General features: G+C 64.6%; 12 protein-coding genes. 7 read left to right on the top strand and 5 right to left on the bottom strand.

Annotation, left to right across the window (positions count from 1 at the left end):
* Positions 1–16: 16 nt before the first annotated feature.
* Entirely contained in the window at positions 17–265 is a 249-nt protein-coding gene (locus M1D78_RS20395; RefSeq protein WP_437421767.1) for a hypothetical protein, read from the top strand.
* Between the two features lie 163 nt (positions 266–428).
* Here M1D78_RS20395 and M1D78_RS20390 read toward each other — a convergent pair whose 3' ends face one another.
* Genes M1D78_RS20390 through M1D78_RS20375 form a run of 4 tightly spaced genes read right to left on the bottom strand, consistent with a single transcriptional unit; the run spans position 429 to position 3,961 of the window.
* Positions 429–1,052 (bottom strand): ABC-type transport auxiliary lipoprotein family protein, encoded by a 624-nt coding sequence (locus M1D78_RS20390; RefSeq protein ID WP_437421766.1) that lies wholly within the window; start codon positions 1,050–1,052, stop codon positions 429–431.
* A complete protein-coding gene (locus M1D78_RS20385) occupies positions 1,049–1,987 on the bottom strand; it encodes an MlaD family protein (protein WP_437421765.1) in 939 nt (312 codons plus the stop codon). The genes M1D78_RS20390 and M1D78_RS20385 overlap by 4 nt, the downstream gene beginning before the upstream one ends.
* A 1-nt stretch (position 1,988) precedes the next feature.
* Entirely contained in the window at positions 1,989–2,777 is a 789-nt protein-coding gene (locus M1D78_RS20380) for an ABC transporter ATP-binding protein (protein ID WP_437421764.1), read from the bottom strand.
* A complete protein-coding gene (locus M1D78_RS20375; protein ID WP_437421763.1) occupies positions 2,774–3,961 on the bottom strand; it encodes an ABC transporter permease in 1,188 nt (395 codons plus the stop codon). Before M1D78_RS20375 ends, M1D78_RS20380 begins: the two co-directional genes overlap by 4 nt.
* Before the next feature lie 268 nt (positions 3,962–4,229).
* Here M1D78_RS20375 and M1D78_RS20370 point away from each other — a divergent pair, with 268 nt between their 5' ends.
* Positions 4,230–4,637: a VanZ family protein gene (locus tag M1D78_RS20370; RefSeq protein ID WP_437421984.1), complete on the top strand. Its 408-nt coding sequence runs from the start codon at positions 4,230–4,232 to the stop codon at positions 4,635–4,637.
* 18 nt (positions 4,638–4,655) lie between these two features.
* On the opposite strand, the gene M1D78_RS20365 is transcribed toward M1D78_RS20370, so the two are convergent.
* On the bottom strand, positions 4,656–5,297 hold the full coding sequence (locus tag M1D78_RS20365; RefSeq protein ID WP_437421762.1) for a DUF2238 domain-containing protein: 642 nt from the start codon (positions 5,295–5,297) through the stop codon (positions 4,656–4,658).
* Between the two features lie 137 nt (positions 5,298–5,434).
* Here M1D78_RS20365 and coxB point away from each other — a divergent pair, with 137 nt between their 5' ends.
* From coxB to M1D78_RS20340, 5 genes are read left to right on the top strand one after another with little or no spacing between them, the layout of a single operon-like run.
* Positions 5,435–6,442, top strand: coding sequence for a cytochrome c oxidase subunit II (coxB, locus tag M1D78_RS20360; RefSeq protein ID WP_437421761.1), 1,008 nt, complete (start codon positions 5,435–5,437; stop codon positions 6,440–6,442).
* Positions 6,439–8,967: a cytochrome c oxidase subunit I gene (gene ctaD / locus M1D78_RS20355; RefSeq protein WP_437421760.1), complete on the top strand. Its 2,529-nt coding sequence runs from the start codon at positions 6,439–6,441 to the stop codon at positions 8,965–8,967. The genes coxB and ctaD overlap by 4 nt, the downstream gene beginning before the upstream one ends.
* Positions 8,964–9,389 (top strand): hypothetical protein, encoded by a 426-nt coding sequence (locus M1D78_RS20350; RefSeq protein WP_437421759.1) that lies wholly within the window; start codon positions 8,964–8,966, stop codon positions 9,387–9,389. The genes ctaD and M1D78_RS20350 overlap by 4 nt, the downstream gene beginning before the upstream one ends.
* A complete protein-coding gene (locus M1D78_RS20345) occupies positions 9,386–10,015 on the top strand; it encodes a cytochrome c oxidase assembly protein (protein ID WP_437421758.1) in 630 nt (209 codons plus the stop codon). Before M1D78_RS20350 ends, M1D78_RS20345 begins: the two co-directional genes overlap by 4 nt.
* The gene (locus M1D78_RS20340) at positions 9,996–11,288 is read left to right on the top strand and encodes a c-type cytochrome (RefSeq protein WP_437421757.1); all 1,293 of its coding nucleotides are present in this window, start codon (positions 9,996–9,998) and stop codon (positions 11,286–11,288) included. Before M1D78_RS20345 ends, M1D78_RS20340 begins: the two co-directional genes overlap by 20 nt.
* Positions 11,289–11,324 lie beyond the last annotated feature (36 nt).

Raw genomic sequence — 11,324 nt, 5'->3', positions numbered from 1 at the left:
TGCCGGTAGCAATGGAATGCCCGACCGAAACGAACAGCTCGACGACCTGCTGATTTTCACCGCGCGCAGTATCGCGCAATTGACCGAAGCCTTGAACGCACTGTCCTTTGAACTCATGGCCAGCGAGGATCCGGCCGTGCGCATCGCCAGCCGCCGGATGGTGGGCCGTATCACCGAGGTCCAGGCGGGCTTCGAGCAACGCTGGCGCCAGGCGGGCCTGCTCACCGATACGTCGGAAATCGTTCAGCCTGAAGACGGCCGCTGAGCCTTCTGCGAGCGGCGCACGCGTCTGGAGACAGCCAGCGCCTGCAATCACGAGCAGGCGAGGCGCTACCGAGCCTTTCGGCGCGCTTAGTGTGCCTGCGCCAGGGTCTGAAGCAGGCACGCTCCGTGCCGACTCCCAATTGACGCGTCCGACGCTCTGCCCATCAACGGCGGTCTAGCGTGCGGGCGTGTTCGAGGGTCCATTGCAATAGGTCGGCGCTGAGCCGATCGCTGGCCTGGCCAAAGGCTTCGACGACGCGTTCCACGTCGGTGCCGGTGCTGGGCTGACGGACCTCGAAGCGGCGGTTGGCCAGGGTGTGTTGGTTGTTGCGATCCACCAGGCGCGCGTCGAGACGGATCACCACCACGGGCTTCCCATCCACATATTCGCTCTGGAAGGCACGCAAATCGCTGTGCAGGCTGAGGTCGGCGTAGAGATTGGCGTCTTCGTTGCTCACCGAGGGCATGCGTCCGTCGCGCTGGAACGCTTCGATCAGGCGGTCGCGCAACAATACCGGTGCCGCATCGCCCCAGCGTGCGCCGCTGTAGGCGCTGATTTCGTTGCCTTGTGGCACCACGGCGATGCGTTGGCTGGCGAGGATGCGGCTGGCTTGCGGCGTGTTGATTCGCAGTGACTGCTGCATCTGTGGCTGCGCGCTTTCCGGTGGCGGCGTGGTGGTGGGCAGCAGGAAGATCCGCAGCGTTTCCGACTCCGGAAAAATGGAGCAGGCGGCCAACAGGGAGAACAGCCCGAGCAGGGCGAGGCGGGACAGCGGGCGAAGGCTCATGGTGTGAACTCCTGCAGTTTGTCGCGGCCGAGCAGGAAGCCGCTGGGGTTGTCTTCCAGGCGCTGGGTGACTCGGCGCAGCGCGCCGAGGGTGGTGCGCAGCTCGTTGATCGCCGGGCCAAGTTCATTGAAGCCCTGCATGCCGTTGTTCAGCGCGCCCTGGTTTTCTTCCAGCAACCGGTCGAGGCGGGCGGTGGTCCGGTCGAGCGTCTGCATCGACTGCGCGGCGCTGGTCAGCACGCTGCGGCCCTGATCGTCGAGCAAGCCGTTGGCGTTGCGCGCCAGGCTCGACAGTTCACCCATCACGGTGTTGGCTTGCTGGCTTAGCTGGTTGAACTGCTGCAGCGTCTGGGCGAGGTCGCCGCGCTGATCGGACAACACGCTGGTGGCCTGCTCCAGATGCTCGAGCGTGTCGCTCAGGCGGTTGATGTTGTCCTCGGAAAAGATCTGGTTGGCGCTGAGCAAGAGGTTGTTGATGTTGCTCATCAGGTCTTCGCCGTTTTCCAACAGCGCATTGAGCGAGGACGGGTCGGCGACGATCAGCGGCGGGTCGTCGCGGTCGCCTTCCAGGCGCGGGCTTTCCGGCGTGCCGCCGTGTAGCTGAATGACCATGCTGCCGGTGATGTTGGCCAGCGCCAGGCGTGCCTGAGTGTCTTCCTTGATCGGCGTGCCGCCATAGACGCGAATGCGCGCACGCACCTTGCGCGGGTCGTCGGGCTCTAGCCACAGTTCGGTGACGTCGCCGACCTTGATACCGCTGTATTCCACCGAGCTGCCACTCGACAGCCCGCTCACCGCCTGGCTGAAGCCAATGTCGTAGTAGGCGTATTCGCGGTCCATGCTGGACTTGCCCAACCAGAGGGCGAACAGCAGGGCGCAGCCGACGGCGACCACGGTGAACAGTCCGATCAGGACGTGATGGGCTCGGGTTTCCATCTCAGGGCATCTCCAGCTTCAGCGCAGCATCTTGCGCGGCGCGGCCACGTGGGCCGTGAAAATAATCGCGAATCCAGGCGTCGTCCGTGGCGGCGACCCGTTCGAGGGTGTCGACCACCAGCACGCGCTTCTGTGACAACACGGCGACGCGGTCACAGATGGTGTAGAGCGTGTCCAGGTCGTGGGTGACCAGGAATACGCTGAAGCCCAGCGCATCACGCAGGGTCAGGATCAGCTGGTCGAAGGCCGCCGCGCCGATCGGGTCGAGGCCGGCAGTCGGCTCGTCGAGAAACAGCACTTCCGGGTCTAGCGCCAGCGCGCGGGCCAGCGCCGCACGCTTGACCATCCCGCCGGACAGTTCGTCCGGGTATTTGCAGGCCGCCTCGGGCGGCAGCCCGGCCAGCGCCAATTTCTGTCGTGCCAGGTGTTCGGCATCCCTGCGCTTGAGCCCGGCGTGCTCGATCAGCGGCAGGGCGACATTCTCCTGCAGATTCAGCGAGGTGAACAGCGCGCCGCCCTGGAACAGCACGCCGAAGCGACGCTCGACTTCCGAGCGCCGCTGGGTCGAGAGCTTCAGCAGGTTTTCGCCGAACACCTTGACGCTGCCGGCGTTGGGCCGCCGCAGGCCGACGATGCTGCGCAAGAGCACCGACTTGCCGGTGCCGGAGCCGCCGACCACACCGAGGATCTCGCCGCGGCGGATGTCCAGGTCCAGATTGACGTGCACCGCCTGCTTGCCGAAGCGGTTGACCAGGCCACGGACCTGGATCACGGGATCGTCTGCGTTCACCAGCCCATCTCCATGAAGAACAGCGCGGCCACCGCGTCGAGCAGGATCACCATGAAGATCGACTGCACCACGCTGGAGGTGGTGTGCTCGCCCACCGACTGCGCGCTGCCGCTAGCCTTGAAGCCTTCCAGGCAACCGATCACGGCGATCAGGAAGGCGAACACCGGCGCCTTGCCGATGCCCACCAGGAAGTGATTGAGCGGAATGTCGCGCTGCAGGATGGTGAAGAACATGGTCGGCGAGATATCCAGTGCCAGCGAACAGACCACCAGCCCGCCGACGATGCCGCTGAGGATGCCGATGAAGGTCAGGATCGGCAGGGTGATCAGCATCGCCAGCACCCGCGGCAGCACCAGCAGCTCGATCGGGCTCAGGCCCAGGGTGCGGATGGCGTCGATCTCTTCGTTGGACTTCATCGCGCCGATCTGCGCGGCGAAGGCGCTGGCGGTGCGCCCGGCGAGCAGAATGGCGGCCAGCAACACGCCGAATTCGCGCAGGAAGGAAAAGGCCACCAGGTTGACCGTGTAGATGGTCGCGCCGAAGTCGGCCAGCACCGTGGCGCCGAGAAAGGCCACCACCGCACCGACCAGAAAGGTCAGCAGGGCGACGATGGGGATGGCATCCAGGCCGGTCTGCTCGATATGCGCGACCAGTGCGGTGATGCGCCAGCGCCGAGGGTTGGGCAGCACCGTGAACAGCGTCTGCAGCGTCAGCCCGATGAAGCCGAGCAAGGTGCGCTGCTGGTTCCAGACGCCGGACACCGTGCCGCCGATGTGCGCGAGGACGTCGGCCAGCGCGTTGGTCGGCTGCGGCAGTTCGGCCTCGGGCTTGTCCAGCGCGTTGGCGACGGTGCGCAGCAACGCTTTGCGCTCGGCGGGTAGATGGGGCGCCCAGTCGTCGACCTGCCGCGCGCGGCTGGGGCCGAGTAGCTCGACCAGCAGGCCGGCGCCGGCGGTATCCAGTTCGCCGATGGCGCTCAGCTCGATGCGGTCGGTGTCGCTGACAAGCCGGCGGTTGCGCTCGATTTCACGGCGCAAGCTGGCGTAGTGGCGCAGCGTCCAGTCACCGGCGATGGCCAGGGTCGCGGCCGGTGAATCGCTTGTCGAGAGCCGCTGCAGGCTGCCGGGCGGCGAGGAGGGTTGCGTCAAGGTGCTGTCCCGTTTGGCTTGTGGCGTGCGAGGCATGCGCCTGTCGCCGTAACGTTGGCGAATGCTATCAGTTCGACCGGTGAGACGTGATTCCGTTTTGCCAAGGCAGGTTGTGCGCCCGTCGGCGCGGCGCAATTTGTTACAGCACGCCGGCGAACTATCGCCCCGCGCCGGCCTCATAGCGGGCAAGCCGCGCTCGACGGCTGCTGAGCTGGTCGTCCTGACGACCCGCCTTCTACCGCCTCCCTGAGGCCCTGCCGTTCGTACCTTCTTCCACCGACCCGCGAGAGCCTTTGCCTTGTCGATGAATCTTCTGCGTTACCTGCCCTTTCTCGCTGTGCTGGTCGTCATCCTCTTCACTGGCCTGCGCCCCGACCCGATTCCGCAGGCCTTCGACCAGCAGGACAAATTGCATCACCTGCTTGGCTTCGCCGCGCTGATGTTCACCATGCGCCTGGCCTTTGCGCAATGGCGACTGGCCTGGACCGTGGTGCTGAGCCTCGCCGCTGCCCTGCTGATCGAGATCGCGCAGGGCCTGCTGCCGGCACGCGAGTCGTCCATGGGTGACATGCTCGCCAACACGCTTGGCGTGCTGTTGGGCTGGGCGGCTTCGACCCTTGCCTATCGCTGGTACTTGCGCCGCATCGGCGTGACGACCGAGCCGGAAGCTGCGGAGCCTGCCGGGCGCAGCGCTGATGCCACCCGCCCCTGAAGACACTTGATCCTTCTATCAGCGCTCCGGTCGTCGCGCCCGTGTCGCGATTGCCGTGATGATCATGGTGATGACGGCGCCTAGGGCTGCAAGGGCCATATCTTTCTGCGGATCCCAGCGGTCGTCCTGCGTGGCGAGGAATCGGCGGCCCAGCCCATCGCCAAGCATTTCGCCGCCCCACCATTCGATCAGCTCGTAAATGGCTGAGGTCGATAGCACGATGTCCACTGGCAGGATCAGGCTCCACAGCCCGGGGCGCACACCCAGGCGAATCAGCACCTCGCGCATCGGGTAGGCCAGCAACAGCCCGTAGCTGAAATGCGCAAGCCGGTCGAACTGGTTGCGCTCCCAACCCATTTGCTCGTTCAGCCCTTCGCCGGTCAATGTCTGCCACCAATCGTTATAAGGGACGTTGGCGTAGGTGTAGTGCGCGCCCAGCTGGTGGATGCACAGGTAGAGGAAGATCAAGGTCGCCGCGCTACGCGAGGGTAGGTAGTGCTTGTGCCCAAGCAGCAGGGCCAAGGCGAGGCCGAATACCAGCAGGTTCTCTAGTAGCCAGTCGTGCCGATTGAACGGATCAATCGCCAGTACACCCCAGATCACCAGGAACAAGCCGACCAGTGTCAGCAGGAAGTGCCGGTGATGTCTGTCTGTTTCCATAGGTGCTCCTTGCAGGTTGTTCTTCTGCTAGGACCAGCGCAGCGGTGAGAGGGTCCTCGCGCGCTCGGTTCGGTGCAGATTTCCAACTTTTCTTGCCACGCAGGGGTCACAACCCTTAGCTCCCAGCGAGGCGGACCATGCGGCGCTCTTCGATACATGACCTCCTTCCCGCGCCCGGCATTAGCCGGTTGCTGCTGCTGGCGCTGGTCGCAGGTTGCGAGGGGCAACAGTCCGCGTTAGACCCGGCCGGTGTCGGCGCGCAGAGCATTGCCACGCTGTTCTGGTGGATGGCGGGCGGTGCGCTGGTCATCTGGCTGGTGGTGATGGGTATCGCCTTGTATGCCACTCAGGCGCACCCCGAAGCGCACGGCATCCGTAGTGCGCGCTGGTTGATCATGGGTGGCGGAATCGTCTTTCCCGTGGTGGTGCTGACGGGGCTGCTGATCTACGGGCTGATGTTGATGCCCCAGCTGCGCTCCTCAGAAAACGTCGCCCTGCATGTCGATGTGTCGGGGGAACAGTGGTGGTGGCGGGTGCGCTATCAGACCGAAGCGGGTGATGCGGTCGAGCTGGCGAACGAGATTCGCCTGCCGGTGGGCGAGCGAGTGGCCTTCAGCCTGACCAGTCCGGACGTGATCCATTCGTTCTGGATTCCTTCGCTGGGCGGCAAGGTCGATATGATCCCCGGTCGCACCAACCAGCTGGTGCTGGAGCCGACCGAGACCGGCACCTTCCGCGGTGCCTGCGCCGAATATTGCGGCACGTCCCATGCGCTGATGAATTTCGCCGTGGTGGTGATGGCCCGGGAGGCCTTCGATCAATGGCTCGCCGAGCAGGCCGAGCCTGCGCAGCAGCCGGTTACCGAATTGCAGCAGGCAGGCCAGCAGGCCTTTCTCGCCAACGGCTGCGGTGCCTGTCATCAGGTGCGAGGCACCGAGGCGGACGGCACGCTCGGGCCGGACCTGACTCACGTCGGCAGCCGCCTGACCCTCGCAGCCGGCACCCTGCCAGCCGATGTTGAAGCCTTCAAACGCTGGATCGGCCACAGCAGCGCGATCAAACCCGACGTGAAAATGCCCGCCTTTGGCATGCTGCCCGAGGCGCAGCTGACTGCCATGGCGCACTACCTGAGCGGACTTAAATGAGCGAGCCGATCCAGTACAGCGACCCGCAGGAGGAAGCCCGCGCCAAAGCGCAGGCCGATCGCCTGGCTGCGGCCTGGAAGACACCCACCGGCTGGCGTTACTGGTCCGCAGTGAACAACACCGAGGTGGGCCTCTGGTACACCGGCGTGTCGTTCCTGTTCTTCTTGTTTGCCGGCGTGCTGGCGATGCTGATCCGCGCTCAGCTGGCGGTGCCAGACAACGATTTGCTGTCTGCCGAAACCTACAATCAGGTCTTCACCTTGCACGGCTCGGTGATGATGTTCTTGTTCGGCGTGCCGATCTTCGAAGCCTTTTCCATCCTGATCCTGCCGCAGATGCTCGGCGCGCGGGACCTGCCCTTTCCGCGGCTGTCGGCCTACGGCTTCTGGTGTTTCATCATTGGCGGCGTGTTCGTGTGCGGCTCGATCTTCTTTGGCGTCGCTCCGCAGGGCGGCTGGTTCATGTACCCACCGCTCACCACCACCTATCAGGACGGTCTCGGCGCAGATATCTGGCTGCTCGGGCTGTCGTTCATCGAGGTGTCGTCGATTGCGGCGGCGGTGGAGCTGATCGTAGGTGTGCTGAAGACCCGGCCGCCGGGCATGCGCATCAACCTGATCCCGCTGTATTCCTGGTACATCCTGGTTGTGGCCGGGATGATCCTCTTCGCCTTTCCCCCGCTGATCGCGGGCGACCTGTTGTTCGAACTGGAGCGTGCTTTCGACTGGCCATTCTTCGATCACACCCGCGGTGGCGATCCATTGCTCTGGCAACACCTGTTCTGGATATTCGGCCATCCTGAGGTCTACATCATCTTCCTGCCTGCCGTGGCGCTGGTGGCGACCATCGTGCCCACCGCGGCCGGGCGGCCAATCGTTGGCTACAGCTTTATCGTGCTGGCGGCGGTGGGCACCGGTTTCATCAGTTTCGGCTTGTGGGTACACCACATGTTCACCACCGGGATGCCCGGTATCTCGCTGGCCTTTTTCTCGGCCGCCTCCGAGGCCGTGGCGATTCCCACTGGCGTGCAGATCTTCTGCTTCCTGGCGACGGCCCTGGCCGGGCGCTTCGTCAAATCGGTGCCGATGCTGTTCGTCGCCGGTGCGCTGGCGATCTTCGTCCTTGGCGGGCTGACCGGTGTGATGGTGGCGCTGGCGCCGTTCGATTTCCAGGCACATGACACCTACTTCATCGTCGCTCACCTGCACTACGTGTTGATCGGCGGCATGCTGTTCCCGGTGATCGCCGGGCTCTACTACTTCTTCCCGTTGGCGCGCAGTAAGACGCTGTCCGACCGCCTCGGCCGCATCGCCTTCTGGCTAATGTTCATCGGCTTCAACATTGCTTTCCTGCCCATGCACTTCACCGGTCTGCTCGGGATGCCGCGGCGGGTCTACACCTATGCGCCAGACATGGGCTTCGATGTACTCAACATGGTGTCCACGGTCGGTGCTTTTATCCTGGCGGCTGGCGTCGCTGTGCTCGTCTGGGACGTCTTGCGGCCCAAGGGCAAACAGCCTTACAGCCAGCGCAATCCCTGGAACGCCGGGACGCTTGAATGGCTGGCTGAGATGCCCGGCATGCCCTGGGGTGCGCGTTCGATTCCGATCATCAAGAGCCGCTACCCGCTGTGGGACCAGCCCAACCTGATGCGCGACGTCGACGCTGGCCGCTTCTACCTGCCCGATGCCGAGGAGGGAAAGCGCGAGACCTTGATCAGCAGCATCATCGATGCCGAGCCAATCCAGTGCCTGCGCGTGCCAGGCCCTACCTTTCTCAGCATGTGGGCGGCGATCTTCACCGGCGGCTTGTTCATCTTTGCGACCTACAGCTGGTACGCCGCGGCGCTGGTCAGTGGTGGCCTCGCGTTGATCACCATCTTGATCTGGCTGTGGACCGGCACGGCCGTGATCCCGGAGAAGCCGAAAAAGGACATCGGCCTGGACGTGACGGTGCCGCTCTATGCCTCGGGCGCCAAGTCGGTGGGCTGGTGGGCGATGTTCATCACCATGATCGGTGACATGAGCGCCTTTGGCAGCCTGGTGTTCGGCTACTTCTTCTTCTGGACCGTACACGAGGATTTCCCGCCTGCTGATGCGGCCGGCCCAGGTGTGTTCTGGCCGGTACTGGGGCTGGGATTGATTGCCCTGTCCTGGGCGCTGACGTTGCTGGCACGGCGCTGCAATGTCCGCGATCAGGCGGCAGGCTTCTACGGCTCGCTGGGGCTGGCGGCGGTCTGCACCGTGGCGGGTGCCTATTCGATGTGGGCCGGACCGCACTTCAGTGGCCTCGACCCCACCAGTCACGTGTATCCCGCCACGGTCTGGGTGCTGGTGCTCTGGTGCCTGATACACCTGTCCATCGGCCTGATCATGCAGCTCTACTGTTTGGCGCGCCGCGCTGCCGGCCGGATGACGGCGGTGCATGACATCGATATCCGCAACGTCGCGTTGTTCTGGCACTTCATGCTCATCACCGTCGGCGTGACCGTGGCCGTCATCGCCGGCTTTCCGGAGGTGCTATGAGCGAGAACCTGAGCGAACAGCAACGGCTGGCCGATCAGCAGGCGCCGGAAGCACCGCCGCAGGAGCGCGACTCGCTCTGGCTGATCACCTTTAGCCCGACTATCTGGGCGCTGCACTTCCTGCTGTCCTACCTGGCGACGTCCGTATGGTGCGCGAAGGTCGCGGGCCGCAGCGGCGCGCTGGGTGATATCCGCGTGGCCATTGGTGTGCTGACGTTGGTCGCCTTGGTCGGCATCGCCCTGACCGGCTGGCGCGGTTGGCGCAAGCACACCTTCGGGCATGCGACCGCGCCGCATGACTTCGACACACCGGGCGACCGCCACCGCTTCCTGGGTTTTTCGACGCTGCTACTCAGTGGCCTGAGCTTTGTCGCGACGATATTCGTGGCCCTGTGCGTGGTATTTATCAGGAGCTGCGCATGATCTGGCGCCCGTTGTCGCTGATGCTTGGTCTGGCCACGCTAGGAGCAGTCTGGCTCGGGCCGTTGCCTGATATGGCGGATAGGCTGTTCGTCGGTCATATGCTGATGCACGTGATGGTTGTCGCGGTTGCGGCGCCGCTATTGGCGATCGGCCTGGCCGGCGGCCGGTTTGATTTCTCCAGCCGCATTCCTTTTCTGTTCTCACCGATCCTGGCCTCGGTGATCGAACTGTTCGTGGTCTGGGCCTGGCACATGCCGGCGCTGCACCATGCGGCACGCACATCGCAATGGGCACAACTGCTGGAGCAGGGCAGCTACCTGTTTGTCGGCCTGCTGGTATGGCTTGCAGCGTTTGGCGGCGTGCGGCACCGGCGCGCGCTTGCGGGTATTGCCGGCCTGCTACTGACGTCGATGCACATGACGCTGCTCGGCGTCCTGCTGGCCATGTCCAGCCGACCGCTGTTCGAGCACACCGGCTCGGCGCTATCGGGCATGAGCCCGCTGGAGGACCAGCAGATGGGCGGTGTGATCATGCTGGCCTTTGGCGGCAGCGCCTATCTCATCGGCGGGTTGTATCTGCTGTTCGGGCTTTTACAGGACAAGCGCCATGCCGTTTCAATCAGCTAAACGCAGGGTCTGGCGGTGGTCGGCGCCCTTGCGGCGCTGGCTGTGCTGGCTGACCGGTGGCTCCTGGAAGCGGGTTATAGCGGCGGTCGCGTTGATAGCGGCGCTCGCGGGCACGGGCGCGTTCGTCATGGTTTCGCTGGGGCTGGTCTCGATCAGTGCCAGCTCGGGCCATTGGAAAGCGACCGGCTGGCTTCTGCACTACGCCATGCGGCGTGCGGTGAGCACGCAGTCGATGGGTATAAAGGTGCCGCCGCTGGATGATCCTGCGCTGTTGCTCAAAGGGGCTGGGCACTATCACACCGGCTGCCTGGCCTGCCATGGCGGTCCAGGCCAGGAGCGCTCGTTGATCGTTCAGCAGATGACACCTGAGCCTCCGTACCTTCCACCACGGATCGTTCGCTGGGGGCCCCAGGAACTGTTCTGGATCGTGAAGAACGGCGTGAAGTTCACCGCTATGCCGGCCTGGCCTGCCCAGAAGCGGGACGATGAAGTCTGGGCCATGGTGGCGTTCCTTCAGGCGATGCCGAGCATGTCCCCCGAGCGCTATAAACAGCTCGCGTTGGGCGGGCGCAGCGATGAGGCAGCCAAGCCCGTCACGCCCGATCATCTGCGACCGGTGAAGGACCCGCTCGGTCCTGTGTTGGCCAACTGCAACCGCTGCCATGCCGAAGATGGCGGAGGCCGGGGCGAGGGTGCTTTTCCACGGTTAGCCGGGCAGAGCGAGCCCTACCTGCTCGGTGCGCTGCAGGCCTACGCCAGCGGCGAGCGGCATAGCGGCGTCATGCAGCCGATCGCCGCTGGCCTGGAGCCGGAGGTGCTCCGGGCATTGGCCCAGCACTATGCCGAACTGCCACCGGTCAGCCGAACCGAGGCCCCGGAGCCTGCCCCGGACATTCTTGCCCAGGGCCTGTCGCTAGCCGAGCGCGGAGCACGGGAGCGCGGTATACCTTCCTGCGTGCATTGTCATGGACCGAAGGCCAGCCCACGCAATCCCATGTACCCCAATATCGCCGGACAGTACGCCCGCTATCTGAAGTTGCAGCTAGAGCTGTTCTCCGCCGGTAAGCGTGGCGGCACCGAATACGCCCACATCATGCACAGCGCTGCGCAGCGGCTCACGCCGGAGCAGATGGGTGCGTTGGCGGATTACTATGCCTCGTTGCCGGCTGCGTCCGCACCGGAGGTCAAACAGCCTGCGCCTTCGCTTGAGAAGCCGGTGCAAACAGGTGCCGAAACTGCGGCGCAGGATTCTTCATCCCAACAGCGCAGGTAAGCACGCCGCCATCGTTGAGCGCCCAGCCAAGCGCCA

It is taken from the genome of Pseudomonas sp. SA195 (assembly GCF_054131565.1).
The sequence above is the reverse complement of the archived record's forward strand: the minus strand, read 5'-3'. Positions and strand labels throughout refer to the sequence as shown.

What these genes read in the sequence shown, in the direction of transcription:
- M1D78_RS20370 (WP_437421984.1), top strand. Translation starts at nt 4,230, where the DNA reads ATGAATCTTCTGCGTTACCTGCCCTTTCTCGCTGTGCTGGTCGTCATC.
- coxB (WP_437421761.1), top strand. Translation starts at nt 5,435, where the DNA reads ATGCGGCGCTCTTCGATACATGACCTCCTTCCCGCGCCCGGCATTAGC.
- M1D78_RS20345 (WP_437421758.1), top strand. Translation starts at nt 9,386, where the DNA reads ATGATCTGGCGCCCGTTGTCGCTGATGCTTGGTCTGGCCACGCTAGGA.
- M1D78_RS20350 (WP_437421759.1), top strand. Translation starts at nt 8,964, where the DNA reads ATGAGCGAGAACCTGAGCGAACAGCAACGGCTGGCCGATCAGCAGGCG.
- M1D78_RS20340 (WP_437421757.1), top strand. Translation starts at nt 9,996, where the DNA reads ATGCCGTTTCAATCAGCTAAACGCAGGGTCTGGCGGTGGTCGGCGCCC.
- M1D78_RS20395 (WP_437421767.1), top strand. Translation starts at nt 17, where the DNA reads ATGCCCGACCGAAACGAACAGCTCGACGACCTGCTGATTTTCACCGCG.
- M1D78_RS20385 (WP_437421765.1), bottom strand. Translation starts at nt 1,987, where the DNA reads ATGGAAACCCGAGCCCATCACGTCCTGATCGGACTGTTCACCGTGGTC.
- M1D78_RS20390 (WP_437421766.1), bottom strand. Translation starts at nt 1,052, where the DNA reads ATGAGCCTTCGCCCGCTGTCCCGCCTCGCCCTGCTCGGGCTGTTCTCC.
- ctaD (WP_437421760.1), top strand. Translation starts at nt 6,439, where the DNA reads ATGAGCGAGCCGATCCAGTACAGCGACCCGCAGGAGGAAGCCCGCGCC.
- M1D78_RS20375 (WP_437421763.1), bottom strand. Translation starts at nt 3,961, where the DNA reads ATGCCTCGCACGCCACAAGCCAAACGGGACAGCACCTTGACGCAACCC.
- M1D78_RS20365 (WP_437421762.1), bottom strand. Translation starts at nt 5,297, where the DNA reads ATGGAAACAGACAGACATCACCGGCACTTCCTGCTGACACTGGTCGGC.